Consider the following 15515-nt stretch of genomic DNA (forward strand, 5'->3'; position numbering starts at 1 on the left):
GATGCGGGTTTATTGCGCGCGCAGCCGGTAGCCGCGCTGCGCCTTGCTGATGTTTTCGGGAACGAGGCCCGGCAGCGCCTGCTGCAATTCGGCGGCGAGCGTCGCGAGCGCCGTTTCCGGGCCGTCGATCAGTTCGAGTTCGATTTCGCTGATCGGTTCGCGGCGCGTTTCGTGTTCCGCCTGGACGACGATCTCGCCGAGGTCCACCGCGGCCTCGACGGTTGCGCCGCCGATGGCGATGCGCCACAGCGTACGCGAAAAATCCGTGCGGAACAGCGCATGCAGCGCGCCGGCCGCGTCATTCAGCGCGGCGGCGGCTTCAGGCACGTCGCAGGCCGCGACGAGCGCGTCGATTTCGAGCGCGTCGCCCGCGACCGGCAGTTCCCACTCGTGGCGGCTATGCAGGCCGCCTTCCGCGCTGCCGACCGTCTTGAACGTCTGCAGCCAGCCGTCCGGCGTGCGGCGCACGCGCACCGCGCTCTTCGAGCGCGCCAGCGCGAGGTCGGGCGTGTCGTAATAGACGTTCGCGAGCGTGATCGCGTGACCGGGTTCGCCGGTCAGCGTCTCGAAGAAGCGGCGCGCGGCATCGGCCTGGCCGGCCGGCAGCGCGAGCTTGATTTCCTTTTCGATCGCCATCAGAAGAACATCCGTGCGAGTTCCTCGCCCGGCTGATCGGCGCGCATGAACGCCTCGCCGACGAGGAACGTGTTCACGTTCGCCGCGCGCATCGTGTCGACGTCGGTGCGTGACAGGATGCCCGATTCCGTCACGACGATGCGGTCCGCCGGGATCATGTCGAGCATGTCGAGCGTGGTCTGGATCGACGTCTCGAACGTGCGCAGGTTGCGGTTGTTGATGCCGAGCAGCGGCGTCTTGAGCGTCAGCGCCTGTTCCATCTCGTGGCGGTCGTGCACTTCGACGAGCACCGCGAGGCCGAGCGAATGCGCATAGGCCTCGAGATCCTGCATCAGCGGCGTGTCGAGCGCGGCGGCGATCAGCAGGATCGCGTCGGCGCCCATCGCGCGGGCTTCGACGATCTGGTACGCGTCGACGATGAAGTCCTTGCGCAGCACCGGCAGCGTGCAGGCCGCGCGCGCTTCCTCGAGGTAGCGGACGCCGCCCTGGAAGAACTGCTCGTCGGTCAGCACCGACAGGCACGCGGAGCCGTGCGCCGCATACGAGCGCGCGATGTCGGCCGGCACGAAATGCTCGCGCAGCACGCCTTTCGACGGGCTCGCCTTCTTGATTTCGGCGATCACGGCGGCGTTGCCGGTCGCGTGCTTCGCGCGCAGCGCGCCGACGAAGTCGCGCAGGTCGCGCGCCGATGCTTCGAGTTTCAGTGCCTCGAGCGGCGCGCTGCGCATGGCCGCCGCGATTTCTTCGCGCTTGACGGCGATGATTCGGTCGAGAATGTCGCTCATGTGGGTTCCTGCTGGATTCGTAAGAGGGTCAGCGCTTGAACTGCTGCGTGAAGCGCACGAGTTCGTCGACTTTCGCGCGGGCCTTGCCGCTCGCGATTGCTTCGCGGGCGAGCTGGATGCCGTCCGCGATCGACTCGGCGATATTGGCCGCATAGAGCGCGGTGCCCGCGTTCAGCGTGACGATCTCGCGCGCGACGCCCGGCTGGTTGTCCAGCGCGCCGAGCAGCATCGTGCGCGATTCGTCCGCATTTTCCACCTTCAGCGTGCGGTTCGACACCATCTGCAGGCCGAAGTCCTCCGGATGGATCTCGTATTCGTGCACCTTGCCGTCGCGCAATTCGCCGACGAGCGTCGCGGCGCCGAGCGACACCTCGTCCATCCCGTCCTTGCCGTACACGACGAGCACGTGCTGCGCGCCGAGGCGCTGCATCACGCGCACCTGGATGCCGACGAGGTCGGGGTGGAATACGCCCATCAGCTGGTTCGGCGCGCCGGCCGGATTGGTCAGCGGGCCGAGGATGTTGAAGATCGTGCGCACGCCGAGCTCGCGGCGCACGGCCGCGATGTTTTTCATCGCCGGGTGATGGTTCGGCGCGAACATGAAGCCCATGCCGGTTTCGGCGATCGACGCGGCGACCTGGTCCGATTGCAGGTCGATGTTCACGCCGAGCGCTTCGAGCACGTCGGCGCTGCCGGATTTGCTCGACACGCCGCGGTTGCCGTGCTTCGCGACCTTCGCGCCCGCGGCCGCCGTGACGAACATCGACGCGGTCGAGATGTTGAACGTGTGCGAGCCGTCGCCGCCGGTGCCGACGATGTCGACGAAATTCGAGTTGTCCTGCACCTCGACGTGGTTCGCGAATTCGCGCATCACGGTCGCGGCGGCGGCGATCTCGCCGATCGTCTCCTTCTTCACGCGCAGCCCGGTGATGATCGCGGCCGCCATCACGGGCGACATGTCGCCGCGCATGATCAGGCGCATCAGGTGCAGCATTTCGTCGTGGAAGATCTCGCGGTGCTCGATCGTGCGCTGCAGCGCTTCCTGCGGGGTAATCGTCATCGTGCGTCTCTCGTCAAGCAGTCGGTGCGGCGGCATGCGCCGCTGCGCGATGCTGCTTCAGGAAATTCTCGAGCAGCGCATGGCCGTGCTCCGAGAGAATCGATTCCGGGTGGAACTGCACGCCTTCGACCGGCAGCGTCTTGTGGCGCACGCCCATGATCTCGCCGTCGTCGGTCCACGCAGATACCTCCAGGCAGTCGGGCAGCGATTCGCGCTCGATCGCGAGCGAGTGATAGCGCGTGACGTCGAAATGCTTCGGCAGATCGGCGAATACGCCGCGGCAGTCGGTTTCGATCCGGCTCACCTTGCCGTGCATGATGGTCTTCGCGCGCACGACGCGGCCGCCGAACGCTTCGCCGATCGCCTGGTGGCCGAGGCAGACGCCGAGGATCGGCTTCCTGCCCGCGAATTCGCGCAGCACGTCGAGCGTGATGCCCGCGTGCTGCGGATTGCTCGGGCCGGGCGACAGGCAGATGGTGTCGGGGTTCAGGCGCGCGATGTCGTCGAGCGTGATTTCGTCGTTGCGGCAGGTACGCACGTCCTCGCCGAGTTCGCCGAAGTACTGGACCAGGTTGTAGGTAAACGAGTCGTAGTTGTCGATCATGAGCAGCATGGTCAGTCTCCGGTCAGAAGTCGCTATCGAGGCCGTCCTGGACCTGTTCAGCCGCGCGCAGCACCGCGCGCGCCTTGTTCTCGGTCTCTTGCCATTCGGATTCGGGCACCGAATCCGCGACGACGCCGGCCGCCGCTTGCACGTACAGGTTGCCGTTGTGGATCAGGCCCGTGCGGATCGCGATCGCGAGATCCATCTCGCCCGAGAACGACAGGTAGCCGACCGCACCGCCGTACAGCCCGCGCTTGACTGGCTCGAGCTCGTCGATCAGTTCCATCGCGCGCACCTTCGGCGCGCCGGACAGCGTGCCGGCCGGGAACGTCGCGCGCAGCACGTCGTAGTTCGTCATGCCGGGCTTCAGCTTGCCTTCGACCGAGCTGACGATGTGCTGCACGTGCGAGTACTTCTCGATCACCATCTTGTCGGTCACCTGCACCGAGCCGATTTCCGCGATGCGGCCCACGTCGTTGCGCGCGAGGTCGATCAGCATCACGTGCTCGGCGATCTCCTTCGGATCGTTCAGCAGCTCGGTCGCGAGTTCCGCGTCCCGCTCGGGCGTGTTGCCGCGCGGGCGCGTGCCGGCCAGCGGCCGGATCGTGACGATCTGGTCGTCGCCGCGCTTTTCCTGGCGCACCAGGATTTCCGGCGACGCGCCGACCACGTGGGAATCGCCGAAGTTGTAGTAATACATGTACGGCGACGGGTTCAGCGAGCGCAGCGCGCGGTACAGCGACAGCGGATTGTCGCGGTACGGCTTCGTCAGCCGCTGGCCGACCTGGATCTGCATCAGCTCGCCGGCCGCGATGTATTCCTTCGCCTGGCGCACGGCGGCCAGGTAATCCTCCTTCTTGAATTCGCGGAACGTCTCGGTGCGCACGCTCGCCGACGTGACGGGCGGCTGCACGGTCGTGCGCAGACGCTGCTTCAGTTCGCGCAGGCGCTGTTTCGCCTTCGCGTACGCTTCGGGCTGGCCCGGATCCGCGTAGATGATCAGGTAGAGCTTGCCGGCGAGGTTGTCGATCACCGCGACTTCCTCGGTCAGCAGCAACTGGATGTCGGGCAGGCCGAGATCGTCGCGCGGCGCGGTGTTCGCGAGCTTCTTCTCGATGTAGCGCACCGCGTCGTAGCCGAAGTAGCCGGCGAGGCCGCCGCAGAAACGCGGCAGGCCCGGGCGCTGCGCGACCTTGAAGCGGGCCTGGAACGATTCGATGAACTGGAACGGGTCGCCGTCGTGCGTCTCGACGACCTGGCCGTCGCGCACGACCTCCGACACGCCGTTGCGGGTGCGTACGAGCGTGCGGGCGGGCAGGCCGATGAACGAGTAGCGGCCGAAGCGTTCGCCGCCGACCACCGATTCGAGCAGGAACGAGTTGGCGCCCGCGCGTTCGGGCTGGGCCAGCTTCAGGTAGAGGGACAGCGGCGTTTCGAGATCGGCAAGGGCTTCCGCGATCAGCGGGATGCGGTTGTAGCCTTCGTTCGCGAGCGATTGGAATTCGAGTTCGGTCATGTTCCGGTCCTGTTCGGGACGAGCGGCGCGTGCGCCAGGGATCATTTGACGCTGCGCGGGTGGCCGTCGGCGAAAGGGCGGTCGATCGAGAAGTGCCTGTTGCCGGCCGGCACTCCGGGCGTGAACGTCGCGAGCCTGCGGCGGATCCTGAACGCGAGCGTTCGGACGCGGTGGAACTCGAGGTGGTGCGACGGTCGGCGCGCGGATGCGCAGCGAGATAAAAAACGGCGCTGAAGACGTGCTTCAGCGTACCTCATCGAAGAGGTTAGCGCGACCAGCGACGCCAGGGCCAGGCTCCCCGGTCGATGCTGCTCAGACTCCGTTTTTTATTCAGAAACATGCGGATGGAAGAAATAATCAGACGGTTGGCCGGCCGGCATTGTGCGCGGAAATTGCGCGAGCCGCGACCAGCAACGAATCGACTATACCATCCGAATTTATCGTTTGTATAGCTTTGCCGTGGTTGTAGCCGTACGGCACCGTCAGCGTCGCCATCCCGGCCGCGCGGCCTGCCAGCGCGTCGTTTTCCGAGTCGCCGATCGCGACCGCGGCGCCCGGCGCGACGCCGAGCGCGTCGCAGGCTGTCAGCATCGGCAGCGGATCGGGCTTCTTGCGCGCGACGCTGTCGCCGCCCAGCACGATGCCGAAGCAGCCGGCCAGCCCGTATTGTTCGAGCAGCTCGACCGCGAAGCGGTGCGGCTTGTTCGTCACGCACGCGAGCCGGATGCCGGCCGCGCGCAATGCGTCAAGGCCGGCTGCCACGTCCGGATAGAGACGCGTGTGGCGACCGTTGATCTTCGCGTATTCGGTCTGGTAGATCGCCAGTGCGTCGTCGAAGCGCGCGTGCGCTTCGTCGGCCGGCAAGCGCGGCTTCAGCACGCTCTGGATCAGGTGTTCGGAGCCCTTGCCGACGTAGCCGATGACTTCGTCGCGCGACGTGGCCGGCGCGCCGAGCTGCGCGAGCATCCCGTTCAGGCCGGCCGTGAAATCGTCGGCCGTGTCGACCATCGTGCCGTCGAGGTCGATCAGCGCGGCATCGATGCGCGGTGCGGCAAAGCGGATCGGGGCCGCGTCCGTGGCGGCCCCGGCCGGCGCGTGGCCGGCGAACGACGAGTCGGCCACGGTGTCAGCTCCGCTCGACGGTGGCGAGCGCCGCGCGCATCTCGTCGATCACCTTGCGGTAGTCGGGCTTGCCGAAGATCGCCGAACCGGCGACGAACGTGTCGGCGCCGGCCGCCGCGATTTCCGCGATGTTGTCGGCCTTCACGCCGCCGTCGACCTCGAGCAGAATCTCGCGGCCGGTGCGCTCCGTGTACGCGTCGAGGCGCGCGCGCGCTTCGCGCAGCTTGTTCAGCGTTTCCGGAATGAACGACTGACCGCCGAAGCCGGGGTTCACCGACATCAGCAACACGAAGTCGAGGCGGTCCATCACGTGGTCGAGGTAGTTCAGCGGCGTGGCCGGATTGAACACGAGACCGGCCTTGCAGCCGTGGTCGCGGATCAGCGACAGCGTGCGGTCGATGTGGTCGGAGCCTTCCGGGTGGAAACTGATCAGGTTCGCGCCGGCCTTCGCGAAATCGGGCACGATCCGGTCGACCGGGCGCACCATCAGGTGCACGTCGATCGGCACCTGCACGTGCGGGCGGATCGCCTCGCAGACGAGCGGGCCGATCGTGAGGTTCGGCACATAATGGTTGTCCATCACGTCGAAGTGAATCCAGTCGGCGCCGGCGGCGACCACGTTGCGGACTTCTTCGCCGAGCCGGGCAAAGTCGGCCGAGAGGATGCTGGGAGCGATGCGGAATTGAGTCATGGCAGGGGAGCGGGGACGTTGCGGCGCAAAACCGTCATTCTACCGTCCGGCGACCCGGTGCGCGGCGGCAGGCCGTGCGGTTGCCGCCCGATTGCGCATAGAATGCCGAACCAATGCGGCGCGCCTGCGGCCCGGCCGCTCGAATCGGCGCGCGCGGTTACCTACAGCGGACACACCATGAGTCAGTATCAGTTCACCGTTTCGGTGAAAACCAGCTACTTGCCGGAACAATCCGACCCCGATCACCGTCAATACGCATTCGCGTACACGCTGACGATCCGCAACACCGGACAGGTCGCGGCGCAGCTGATCGCCCGTCACTGGATCATCACGGACAGCGAGAACCACGTGCAGGAAGTGAAGGGGCTCGGCGTCGTCGGGCACCAGCCGCTGCTGCAGCCGGGCGAGCATTTCGAATACACGAGCTGGGCCGTGATCGCGACGCCGGTCGGAACGATGCGCGGTGCGTACTTCTGCGTGGCCGAGGACGGCGAGCGTTTCGAGGCGCCGGTCGACGAGTTTGCCCTGCACATGCCGCGCACGCTGCATTGAGCGTGCGGCGCGCGTCAGCGCGGCTGGCGGTCGTTGTGGCGGGCCGGCTTCTTTCTGCCCGACGACGTCCAGACGACGATGAAGATCAGCAGGGCAAGCGCTACGAAGGCTTCGAGCGCGAAGATGAGCATCGGATATTGGTCGAGAAAATCTGACATGGCGGTTTCCATCAAGAACGGACATTGTATGTGGTTTGGGCCCCGGCTGGCCGGGTGGATGGCCGCAGCCGCGGCGGCGGCGCTGCTCGCCGCGTGCGGCGGCGCGCCGACGCGGACCTCCGCGCTGAAGCCGCCGACCGGCGCGGCGATCGTGCCGGGGCAGGTCGCCGCGAAGCGGCTCACGCCGGTCGCGTGGCAGCAGGTGCCGGGCTGGCAGGACGATTCGCTGATCGGCGCGACGGCCGCGTTGCGGCAGAACTGCGCGCGGCTCGCACGCCAGCCGGCCTGGACGCGCGCTTGCGCGGCCGCCGACCGGCTCGACGAACTCGACGTCAGCAGCGCACGCGCCTTCTTCGAAACGTATTTCACGCCGTTCCAGTTCGCGAATACCGACGGTACGCTCGACGGGCTCGTGACCGGCTATTACGAGCCGCTGCTGCACGGTTCGCGCGTGCGCCGCGGCCCGTATCAGTACGCGCTCTATCGCTGGCCGGCCGGCTATCGCGCGGGCGCCGCGCTGCCCGCACGCGCGCAGCTCGAGCGCGCCGGCATCCTGAACGGCAACGAACTCGTATGGGTCGACGATCCGATCGAGGCGTTCTTCCTGCAGGTGCAGGGCTCGGGGCGCGTGCTGCTCGACGACGGTTCGGTGATGCGGGTCGGCTTTGCCGGTACCAACAACCAGCCGTACCGTTCGATCGGCAAGTGGCTGCTCGATCGCGGCGAGCTGACGCCCGCACAAGCGACGATGCAGGGCATCAAGGCCTGGGCGAAGGCGAACCCCACGCGCGTCGACGCGCTGCTCGACACGAATCCGCGCTTCGTGTTCTTCCGCGACATGCCGACCAAGGAGGATGCGCCGCACGGCGGCGCGGACGGCCCGATCGGCGCGCTCGGCGTGCCGCTGACGCCGGAGCGCTCGATCGCGGTCGATCCGTCGTCGATTCCGCTCGGCACGCCGGTGTTCCTGCAGACCACGCGTCCGCTGACGAATACGCCGATGAACCGGCTCGTGTTCGCGCAGGATACGGGCTCGGCGATCAAGGGCGGCGTGCGGGCAGACTATTTCTGGGGGCTCGGCGACGACGCCGGTGACCAGGCCGGCCGGATGAAGCAGGTCGGCCGGATGTGGCTGCTGTTCCCGAATTCGTGATTTGGGGCAGGGGCGGGCTGCCCGGATGGTGGCCCGCGCATGAGACGCGGCATTCGCGGTGCGTCTCCTGCGCGTGGCGCGTGCCGGCCTGATCGCCGGTGTGACCACGTGATTTCAGTTCGCGTGATCCGGTGAGTGTCACGTCGAACGACGCTTGGAGTAAAGCAGCCCGATCGGCGTTGGCCGACCGGGCTGTTTCGTTTGCAGGCACGCGCTCGCCGCCGCGCGCCGTGCGTGCGTCGCGCGACTTTAGCCCTTGCGTTTGTCGACGACGCGGCGCGCCTTGCCGACCGAGCGCTCGATGCCGTTCACCGGCAGCACGTTGATCACGGCCGTCACGCCGATCAGCGACTTGATGTCGTACGCGAGCGCCTGTTTGGCCGCCTGTATCGCCGCGGTATCGGGCGCGGTCTCGGGGCAGGGCTCGACGTTGAGCGTCAGCACGTCGAGCGGGCCTTCCTTCGTCAGCACGATCTGATAGTGCGGCGCGAGCGCGCGCTGCTTGAGCAACTGTTCCTCGATTTGCGTCGGGAACACGTTGACGCCGCGCACGATCATCATGTCGTCCGACCGGCCGGTGATCTTCTCCATCCGGCGCATCGTCCGGGCGGTGCCCGGCAACAGGCGCGTGAGATCGCGCGTGCGGTAGCGGATGATCGGCAGCGCTTCCTTCGTCAACGACGTGAACACGAGCTCGCCGAGCTCCCCATCGGGCAGCACTTCGCCGGTTTCCGGGTCGATGACTTCCGGATAGAAGTGGTCTTCCCAGATGGTCGGGCCATCCTTGGTCTCGACGCATTCGGATGCCACGCCGGGGCCCATCACTTCGGACAGCCCGTAGATGTCGACCGCGTCGATGCCCATCCGCTGTTCGATTGTGACGCGCATGTCGTTGGTCCACGGCTCCGCGCCGAAGATGCCGATGCGCAGCGAACTCTTGACGGGATCGAGCCCCTGGCGCTCGATCTCGTCGGCGATCGACAGCATGTAGCTCGGCGTGACCATGATGATGTCGGGCCGGAAATCCTGGATCAGCTGTACCTGCTTTTCGGTCTGGCCGCCGCCGAACGGGATCACGGTGAGGCCTGCGCGCTCGGCGCCGTAGTGCGCGCCGAGCCCGCCCGTGAAGAGCCCATAGCCGTAGCTGACGTGCACCTTGTCGCCGCGGCGCGCACCGGCGGCGCGGATCGACCGGGCGACGAGGTTCGCCCACGTGTCGATGTCGGCGGCCGTATAGCCGACGACCGTCGGCTTGCCGGTCGTGCCCGACGACGCGTGGATGCGCGAGATCTGGTCTTGCGGCACCGCGAACATCCCGAACGGATAGCTGTCGCGCAGGTCGCCCTTGGTCGTAAACGGAAAGCGCGACAGGTCGGCGAGCGTCTTCAGGTCGTCCGGATGCACGCCCGCTTCGTCGAACTTGCGGCGATAGACGGGCGAGTTGTCATACGCATGCCGGAGCGACCACTTGAGGCGTTCCAGCTGCAGCGCGGTCAGCTCGTCGCGCGAGGCGGTCTCGATCGGCTCGAGCGGTAGCGGGGTAGTCATGCATGTCTCCAGTGTTTGTTATGGGCGAGCCGTCGACGTCAGCGGTCTTCCGGGATGACCGTGCCCTTGATCTGGGCGGATTTGCCGCGAAACATCGCAACCGTGTCGCCTGTCTGGTTCGTGACGCGGATGTCGTAGATGCCGTGGCGGCCGGCGCGCGCCTGTTCGACCGCCTCGGCCGTCAGCACGTCGCCGCCGTGCACGGGGCGCAGGAATTCGATCGAGCAGCCGGCCGCGACCGCATTCACGTTGTACGAGTTGCATGCAAACGCGAACGTCGAATCGGCGAGCGTGAAGATGATCCCGCCGTGGCAGGTCTGGTGACCGTTCAGGAATTCGGGCCGCACGCGCATCTGCAGACGGGCGTAGCCGGCGCGTACTTCGGCGATTTCCATGCCGAACGCGCGACTGCACGCATCGGCGTCGTACATGGCCCGCGCGGTGGCGCGGGCGAGCGAGTCGGGGTCGAGCGTGGCGGTCGCGTTCGTCATGTCAGCGCCCCTCGAAGCGCGGTGCACGCTTCTCGATGAAGGCCTTCACACCTTCCGCGTAGTCATGCGACTGGCCGAGCTTGCGCTGCAGGTCGCGTTCCAGATCGAGCTGCTGATCGAGCGTGTTCGTGATGCCGTCTCGCATCGACTGCTTGATCGATGCGATGGCGAGCGTCGGCTGCTGCGCGAGTTGGGTGGCGAGCTGGCGGGCCGTCGCGACGAGTGCATCGTCGTCGACCGCGCGCCAGATCAGGCCCCATTGTTCGGCCTGTTCCGCGCCGAGCTTGTCGCCGGTCAGCGCGAGCCCGAGCGCGCGAGCCATGCCGATGCGTTGCGGCAGGAACCAGGTGCCGCCCGAATCGGGTACGAGCCCGATCTTGACGAAGGCTTGAATGAAACTGCTCGAGCGCGCGGCGAACACGAGATCGCACGCCAGTGCGAGATTCGCGCCGGCGCCGGCGGCCGTACCGTTGACGGCGGCGATCACCGGAATCGGCAGACGCTGCAGGCGGCGGATCAGCGGATTGAAATGCTCGTCGATCAGTGTGCCCAGATCGCTGGACGCGCCCGGTGTGAAGTCGAGGTCGGCCAGGTCCTGGCCCGCGCAAAAGCCGCGCCCCGCACCCGTCAGAATCAGCGCGCGTGCACCGGCCGCCTCGACTTCATCGAGCGCCGACTGCAGTTCGCGATGCATCGCCCGCGTGAAGCTGTTCAGCTTGTCGGGGCGGTTGAGCGTGATCGTGGCCACGCACGCGGCCTGATCGATATCCAGCTGGATCGCCTGAAAGGACATGCAGTATCTCCGTCATGACTTCGTTATAGGCGCGCGGCGCGTCGGTTACACGCGTTCGATCGCGAGCGCGATGCCCTGGCCGACGCCGATGCACATCGTACAGAGCGCGAAGCGGCCGCCGGTGCGCTCGAGTTGATGGAGCGCCGTGGTGACGAGCCGGGCGCCCGATGCGCCGAGCGGGTGGCCGAGCGCGATCGCACCGCCGTTCGGGTTCACGCGTGGATCGTCGTCGGCGACGCCGAGCATGCGCAGCACGGCGAGACCTTGCGACGCGAACGCCTCGTTCAGTTCGATCACGTCGAACTGGTCGATACGCATGCCGAGCTGGTGCAGCAGTTTCTGCGTGGCCGGCGCGGGACCGATGCCCATCACGCGCGGCTCGACGCCGGCGGTCGCCATGCCGACGACGCGCGCGCGGCGACGCAGGCCATACTGGTCGGCTGCCTGCGCATTGGCGAGCAGCAGCGCGCAGGCGCCGTCGTTGACGCCCGATGCGTTGCCGGCCGTCACGGAGCCGTTGGGGCGTACCACGCCCTTCAGCTTCGCGAGCGCTTCGAGGGACGTTTCGCGCGGATGCTCGTCGCGCGACACGACGACGGGCTCGCCTTTCTTCTGCGGAATCGTGACCGCGACGATTTCCTCAGCGAGCGTGCCGTCCTGCTGGGCCCGTGCGGCCTTCTGCTGGCTGCGCAGCGCGAAGAGGTCCTGATCGGCGCGGCTGATGTGGTAGTCGACCGCGACGTTCTCGGCCGTCTCCGGCATCGAATCGACGCCATACAGCTGCTTCATCAGCGGATTGACGAAGCGCCAGCCGATCGTCGTATCGAAGATGTCGGCCTGGCGCGCGAACGCGCTCGCGGCCTTGCCCATCACGAACGGTGCGCGGGTCATGCTCTCGACGCCACCTGCGATCATGAGGCGCGCTTCACCCGCCTTGATCGCGCGCGCGGCCGTGCCGACCGCGTCCATCCCGGAGCCGCAGAGCCGGTTCAGCGTCGCGCCGGGCACGGCGGTGGGCAGGCCCGCCAGCAGCGCCGACATGCGTGCGACGTTGCGGTTGTCCTCGCCGGCCTGATTCGCGCAACCGTAGATCACATCGTCGATCGCCGCCCAGTCGACGTCGCGATTGCGCTCGATCAGCGCCTTGAGCGGCACCGCGCCGAGGTCGTCGGCACGAACATCTTTCAGTGCGCCGCCGTAGCGGCCGATGGGGGTGCGAATCGCGTCGCAGATGTAGGCGTCTGTCATGGGCGTATCGATGAGTGACGAACCCGCCGGGTGGCGGATTCGTTCATGGTAGAGAACATGGCGGCGTTTGCACGTCGGCCATTAGGGCTATGCCGTCTGGCCAGCTTCCGCAGGTACCGCCTTCGGGGCAACATGGACCCGGCTTTGCACCACGCGGAACCGGTTGGCGACGAACGCGGGGTCGGCCAGCGCCGCGTTGGCCGCCGGGTTCGCGCCCGTTCCGTGGAAGTCGGAGAACGCGGCCGACTGGTTCACGAATACGCCGCCCGTCAGGTTGATCGACAGCGCGACGCCGCCACGCACCGCCGCGTCGTGTGCGGCGTCGAGGATTGCGTCATCGGTGCTGTAGACGGAAAGGGTCAGCGCGCCGTGTTCGGCGGCGATTTCACCGGCCAGATCGAGCGATTGCGCGGTCGAGTCGGTCGCGATCACGAACGAGATCGGGCCGAACCATTCCTGCGTGAATTTTTCGCGGTCGGCCACGTCGAGCTGCAGCACGAGCGGCGTGCGCACACGCGCATCGGGGAAGGCGGGATGCTGGAGAGCCACGCTATCCGCAAGCACGCGGCCGAGCTTGCGCGCGTCGTCGATGCGCGCGGTCACGCCTTCGTTCTGGATTGCGCCGGTCAGTTCGACCGAGCGTGCCGGGTCGCCAGTGAGTTTTTGCACGGCAACCGCGATTGCTTGCGCGACTTCGTCGAAGCTCGCATGGCCGTCGTCGGTCCGGATGCCGTCGCGCGGCACGTAGATATTCTGCGGGGCCGTGCACATCTGGCCGGAGTACAGCGCCAGCGAGAACGCGATGTTTTTCGCGGCGGCTTTGAGGTCGTCGGTCGAGTCGATCACGATCTGGTTGACGCCCGCTTTCTCGGTATAGACCTGGGCCTGATGGGCATGGTGTTCGAGCCACGTGCCGTTTTGCGTGCTGCCGGTGAAGTCGATCAGCTTGATCTCGGGGCGCAGCGCGAGATCCTGGACGAGGGCGCCGTCGTTGGGCTCGGTCGCGAGGAGCGTGACGACGTTCGGATCGAATCCGGCTTCGCGCAGCACGTCGCGGGCGATTCGGACCGTGATGGCAAGCGGCAGGATCGCGCCAGGGTGCGGTTTGACGATCACGGTATTACCGGTTGCCAGATCGGCGAACAGGCCCGGGTAGCCGTTCCAGGTCGGGAACGTGCAGCAGCCGAGCACGAGGCCGGTGCCGCGCGGCACGATCGTATAGCGCTTGTGCATCGCAAGGGGAGGGTTCTTGCCTTGCGGCTTTTCCCAGTGTGCATCGGCCGGAATGCGGCGCAGTTCGTCCCATGCATAGGCGACGGCTTCGAGCGCGCGGTCCTGTGCGTGCGGGCCGCCGGCCTGAAACGCCATCATGAAGGCTTGCCCGGTGGTGTGCATCACGCTGTAGGCAATTTCGAAGCTTGCGCGGTTCAGGCGCGCAAGGATTTCGAGGCTAACGCCGATCCACGCGCTCGGGCCGGCTTCGCGCCACGTACGTTGAGCGGCGGCTGCGGCAGCGATCAGTGCGTCCGGCGTGGATTTCGGATACCGGATGCCCAGCGCGATGCCGTATGGCGAGCGCTCGGCGCCGACCGTTTCACCGGATGCGGGCTGGTCAAGCACGAAGGTCTTGTGGAGGTGCGACTTGAACGCCGCCTCGCCGTCTGCGCTTGCGCTTTCCCCGTACACTTTGGGGCTCGGCATTTCGGCGAACGGGCTCCAGTACCCGCGGCTCTCGATGGCGGCGAGTGCGTGTTTCAGCGTGTCTTCGTGCTTCGTGAGCAGGGCATGGGTCATGACGGCGGCCTGATGAACGTTGAGAGGGATCGGATCGATTAATTAACCGACCGGTTGGTCGGAGAATGGTAGCATCAAACTATTCGCATGTGCGAGGCGTTTCTCATTTCATTGATCGAGGAGAAATAGATGGCTTACGAAAACATCCTGGTGGAGACCCGGGGGCGCGTTGGTCTGGTGACGCTCAACCGCCCGAAGGCGCTGAATGCGCTGAACGATGCATTGATGGACGAGTTGGGTGCCGCGCTGAAGGCGTTCGATGCGGACGACGACATCGGCGCGATCGTCGTGACGGGCAGCGAGAAGGCGTTCGCGGCCGGCGCGGACATCGGCATGATGGCAACCTACTCCTATATGGATGTTTATCGGGGTGACTACATCACGCGCAACTGGGAGGCGGTCCGCGAGATCCGCAAACCGATCATTGCTGCGGTTTCGGGCTTTGCGCTGGGCGGCGGCTGCGAACTCGCGATGATGTGCGACATCATCTTCGCGGCGGACACGGCCAAGTTCGGCCAGCCGGAAATCAAGCTGGGCGTCATGCCGGGGGCGGGTGGCACGCAGCGCCTGCCGCGCGCGGTGTCGAAGGCGAAGGCAATGGACATGTGCCTGACCGCGCGGTTCATGGACGCCGTGGAGGCCGAACGTGCCGGGCTCGTCTCGCGCGTGCTGCCGGCCGACAAGTTGCTCGACGAGGCGATTGCCGCCGCGACGACGATCGCCGAGTTCTCGCTGCCGGCGGTCATGATGGTCAAGGAGTCGGTGAACCGCGCGTACGAGACGACGCTGGCTGAAGGCGTCCACTTCGAGCGCCGGTTGTTCCACTCGTTGTTCGCAACGGAAGACCAGAAGGAAGGGATGGCGGCATTCGTCGAGAAGCGGAAGCCTGTTTTCAAGCACCGCTGATCGGACTGCGTCGGGGCGGGTGTCCGATGGCTGGCCTGTATCGGTTGCGGGCGGGATCGCCTTGTCCGGTTCATCAAAAAAGGCCTCCGTGCGCGACAGCGCACGGAGGCCTTTTCAAACTTTCTTCACAAAGAGCTTGCCTGGATGGGGGCGGGTGCTTAGAATCACGCCTCTTTCGCGCTAACGGAAACGCGGCGCGGGAGGAAGGGAAGCGGTGCTGTTGGGGTTCGGTGGTAACGAGCCTCGGCGGCGCAGGAAGATGAGCCCCGCAGTCGCAACGAAGCAGTTCAGAAAGTTGTTGACGAGCTGCGAAACACGGTTCATAATCTCGCTTCTCTGCTGCTGAAAACGCAGCGCTGCCGAGGGGTCTCAGATTCCTCGCAGAAACGCTCTTTAAAAATTAACAGCCGATAAGTGTGGGCGCTTGATGAAAGCGAACTGATCCTCGGATCAGATAG

16 protein-coding genes are annotated in these 15515 nt (G+C 66.4%); 3 read left to right on the forward strand and 13 right to left on the reverse strand.

Annotation, left to right across the window (positions count from 1 at the left end; all coding sequences use genetic code 11):
* Positions 1-9: 9 nt before the first annotated feature.
* The 7 genes from LGN10_RS31065 to rpe form a co-directional block, all read right to left on the reverse strand.
* Complete coding sequence (locus LGN10_RS31065) at positions 10-636, reverse strand: CYTH domain-containing protein (protein ID WP_060315368.1); 627 nt, start codon at positions 634-636, stop codon at positions 10-12.
* Entirely contained in the window at positions 636-1421 is a 786-nt protein-coding gene (gene trpC, locus LGN10_RS31070; protein WP_226226055.1) for an indole-3-glycerol phosphate synthase TrpC, read from the reverse strand. The genes LGN10_RS31065 and trpC overlap by 1 nt, the downstream gene beginning before the upstream one ends.
* 28 nt (positions 1422-1449) lie before the next feature.
* Positions 1450-2481 (reverse strand): anthranilate phosphoribosyltransferase, encoded by a 1032-nt coding sequence (gene trpD, locus LGN10_RS31075; protein WP_059577389.1) that lies wholly within the window; start codon positions 2479-2481, stop codon positions 1450-1452.
* A gap of 13 nt (positions 2482-2494) precedes the next feature.
* Positions 2495-3094, reverse strand: coding sequence for an aminodeoxychorismate/anthranilate synthase component II (locus tag LGN10_RS31080; RefSeq protein WP_059640152.1), 600 nt, complete (start codon positions 3092-3094; stop codon positions 2495-2497).
* A gap of 13 nt (positions 3095-3107) precedes the next feature.
* On the reverse strand, positions 3108-4601 hold the full coding sequence (gene trpE / locus LGN10_RS31085) for an anthranilate synthase component I (protein WP_124863509.1): 1494 nt from the start codon (positions 4599-4601) through the stop codon (positions 3108-3110).
* 357 nt (positions 4602-4958) lie between these two features.
* Positions 4959-5723 (reverse strand): phosphoglycolate phosphatase, encoded by a 765-nt coding sequence (locus tag LGN10_RS31090; RefSeq protein ID WP_059576948.1) that lies wholly within the window; start codon positions 5721-5723, stop codon positions 4959-4961.
* A 4-nt stretch (positions 5724-5727) separates the two neighbouring features.
* A complete protein-coding gene (gene rpe, locus LGN10_RS31095; protein WP_059576943.1) occupies positions 5728-6414 on the reverse strand; it encodes a ribulose-phosphate 3-epimerase in 687 nt (228 codons plus the stop codon).
* 177 nt (positions 6415-6591) lie between these two features.
* On the opposite strand from rpe, the gene apaG reads away from it, so the two are divergent.
* Entirely contained in the window at positions 6592-6966 is a 375-nt protein-coding gene (apaG, locus tag LGN10_RS31100; RefSeq protein WP_034187476.1) for a Co2+/Mg2+ efflux protein ApaG, read from the forward strand.
* A 14-nt stretch (positions 6967-6980) separates the two neighbouring features.
* On the opposite strand, the gene LGN10_RS31105 is transcribed toward apaG, so the two are convergent.
* Positions 6981-7124: a hypothetical protein gene (locus tag LGN10_RS31105; RefSeq protein ID WP_226094281.1), complete on the reverse strand. Its 144-nt coding sequence runs from the start codon at positions 7122-7124 to the stop codon at positions 6981-6983.
* A gap of 28 nt (positions 7125-7152) precedes the next feature.
* On the opposite strand from LGN10_RS31105, the gene LGN10_RS31110 reads away from it, so the two are divergent.
* Entirely contained in the window at positions 7153-8277 is a 1125-nt protein-coding gene (locus LGN10_RS31110) for a murein transglycosylase A (RefSeq protein WP_226094280.1), read from the forward strand.
* A 249-nt stretch (positions 8278-8526) separates the two neighbouring features.
* Here LGN10_RS31110 and paaK read toward each other — a convergent pair whose 3' ends face one another.
* The 5 genes from paaK to paaN all read right to left on the reverse strand — a co-directional run bounded on the left by paaK (position 8527) and on the right by paaN (position 14151).
* A complete protein-coding gene (gene paaK / locus LGN10_RS31115; RefSeq protein WP_226226056.1) occupies positions 8527-9825 on the reverse strand; it encodes a phenylacetate--CoA ligase PaaK in 1299 nt (432 codons plus the stop codon).
* Positions 9826-9863: 38 nt separating this feature from the next.
* Positions 9864-10316 carry a hydroxyphenylacetyl-CoA thioesterase PaaI gene (paaI, locus tag LGN10_RS31120; protein WP_059576938.1) on the reverse strand — a complete coding sequence of 151 codons (453 nt, stop codon included), beginning with the start codon at positions 10314-10316 and terminating at the stop codon, positions 9864-9866.
* Position 10317: 1 nt separating this feature from the next.
* The gene (gene paaG / locus LGN10_RS31125) at positions 10318-11109 is read right to left on the reverse strand and encodes a 2-(1,2-epoxy-1,2-dihydrophenyl)acetyl-CoA isomerase PaaG (protein WP_226226058.1); all 792 of its coding nucleotides are present in this window, start codon (positions 11107-11109) and stop codon (positions 10318-10320) included.
* 45 nt (positions 11110-11154) lie between these two features.
* Positions 11155-12357, reverse strand: coding sequence for a 3-oxoadipyl-CoA thiolase (gene pcaF / locus LGN10_RS31130; RefSeq protein ID WP_226226059.1), 1203 nt, complete (start codon positions 12355-12357; stop codon positions 11155-11157).
* Positions 12358-12444: 87 nt separating this feature from the next.
* On the reverse strand, positions 12445-14151 hold the full coding sequence (gene paaN, locus LGN10_RS31135) for a phenylacetic acid degradation protein PaaN (protein WP_059576929.1): 1707 nt from the start codon (positions 14149-14151) through the stop codon (positions 12445-12447).
* Positions 14152-14280: 129 nt separating this feature from the next.
* Between paaN and LGN10_RS31140 the strand changes: the two genes are divergently transcribed.
* On the forward strand, positions 14281-15057 hold the full coding sequence (locus tag LGN10_RS31140; RefSeq protein WP_059576928.1) for an enoyl-CoA hydratase: 777 nt from the start codon (positions 14281-14283) through the stop codon (positions 15055-15057).
* Positions 15058-15515 lie beyond the last annotated feature (458 nt).

It is taken from the genome of Burkholderia sp. AU32262 (assembly GCF_020419985.1).
In the GTDB taxonomy this organism is placed as follows: Bacteria; Pseudomonadota; Gammaproteobacteria; order Burkholderiales; family Burkholderiaceae; genus Burkholderia; species Burkholderia semiarida.

Bases quoted from the DNA above. Each gene is read 5' to 3' on its own strand.
- LGN10_RS31065 (WP_060315368.1), bottom strand. From the start codon at position 636: ATGGCGATCGAAAAGGAAATCAAGCTCGCGCTGCCGGCCGGCCAGGCC.
- trpC (WP_226226055.1), bottom strand. From the start codon at position 1,421: ATGAGCGACATTCTCGACCGAATCATCGCCGTCAAGCGCGAAGAAATC.
- trpD (WP_059577389.1), bottom strand. From the start codon at position 2,481: ATGACGATTACCCCGCAGGAAGCGCTGCAGCGCACGATCGAGCACCGC.
- LGN10_RS31080 (WP_059640152.1), bottom strand. From the start codon at position 3,094: ATGCTGCTCATGATCGACAACTACGACTCGTTTACCTACAACCTGGTC.
- trpE (WP_124863509.1), bottom strand. From the start codon at position 4,601: ATGACCGAACTCGAATTCCAATCGCTCGCGAACGAAGGCTACAACCGC.
- rpe (WP_059576943.1), bottom strand. From the start codon at position 6,414: ATGACTCAATTCCGCATCGCTCCCAGCATCCTCTCGGCCGACTTTGCC.
- apaG (WP_034187476.1), top strand. From the start codon at position 6,592: ATGAGTCAGTATCAGTTCACCGTTTCGGTGAAAACCAGCTACTTGCCG.
- LGN10_RS31105 (WP_226094281.1), bottom strand. From the start codon at position 7,124: ATGTCAGATTTTCTCGACCAATATCCGATGCTCATCTTCGCGCTCGAA.
- LGN10_RS31110 (WP_226094280.1), top strand. From the start codon at position 7,153: ATGTGGTTTGGGCCCCGGCTGGCCGGGTGGATGGCCGCAGCCGCGGCG.
- paaK (WP_226226056.1), bottom strand. From the start codon at position 9,825: ATGACTACCCCGCTACCGCTCGAGCCGATCGAGACCGCCTCGCGCGAC.
- paaI (WP_059576938.1), bottom strand. From the start codon at position 10,316: ATGACGAACGCGACCGCCACGCTCGACCCCGACTCGCTCGCCCGCGCC.
- paaG (WP_226226058.1), bottom strand. From the start codon at position 11,109: ATGTCCTTTCAGGCGATCCAGCTGGATATCGATCAGGCCGCGTGCGTG.
- pcaF (WP_226226059.1), bottom strand. From the start codon at position 12,357: ATGACAGACGCCTACATCTGCGACGCGATTCGCACCCCCATCGGCCGC.
- paaN (WP_059576929.1), bottom strand. From the start codon at position 14,151: ATGACCCATGCCCTGCTCACGAAGCACGAAGACACGCTGAAACACGCA.
- LGN10_RS31140 (WP_059576928.1), top strand. From the start codon at position 14,281: ATGGCTTACGAAAACATCCTGGTGGAGACCCGGGGGCGCGTTGGTCTG.